At 28.3% G+C, this 807-nt stretch carries 1 protein-coding gene; it reads left to right on the forward strand.

Translation table 11 applies throughout. From position 1 onward, the window contains the following. Positions 1–388: 388 nt before the first annotated feature. Positions 389–807 (forward strand): sigma-70 family RNA polymerase sigma factor (locus tag AC4FQ1_RS13125; RefSeq protein WP_491169873.1); only part of this gene is annotated, 419 nt, incomplete at its 3' end.

Genomic DNA, 807 nt, shown 5'->3' on the forward strand with positions numbered 1-807 from the left:
CTTATGTATTGGCAAGAAGAACGTAATAATAGGTGGCTTAATTTAGTTAATTTAAAGATGAAAAAATAATAGTGAACGTTGCACACTAAATAACGAACGTTGCATACAAAGTTTATGTAGTACTACATTGAAAGGTAACGTAGTACTACATTGAAATTACAAGGATTAAAGCCTTATATAGAGTAACATAGAACCCTAGTAAAACCTTGTCTGAAAAGGAACGTTAATGCTAGGAAATGCTAGTATGAAATATTGTAATTAAAAAGGAGCGATACCTAAGAAAACCTAAGATATATGTTAGGAAATGTTAGGATTTAAAGTAACGTTTATATTAAAAAATTCTAATATTATATAAATGATAATTTACACTAAAAGTGGGGTGAATTAAATGACTAATGAGGAACTTGTTGTATTATATCAGCAAGGCAATAAACAAGCCTTAGAGCAGTTAATAGAGAACAACCAGAAGTTTATATATAAGATTGCTAATAAGTTCTATACAGAGGGAATAAGCTCAATAGATAAAGATGATTTAATACAAGAGGGTACAATAGGTTTTATTATAGCTTGTAATAAGTATGATATTAATAATGAGAAAAGAGCATTATTTATTACTTATGCTTTTCATTGGATATATTCAAAGATACATAGGTTTATAACTAATAGAGATACCAACGAGGAAACAAGCCTTAATAAAACAGTCGGTGAAGAACAAAGCGAACTAATGGACCTTATAGAAAGTAAAGATAATTGTATAGAAAAGATAGAAGATGATTTATATACAAAGGAATTAAGAAAAGAGCTAGA

The sequence above is a fragment of the Clostridium sp. TJA020 genome (assembly GCF_058310295.1).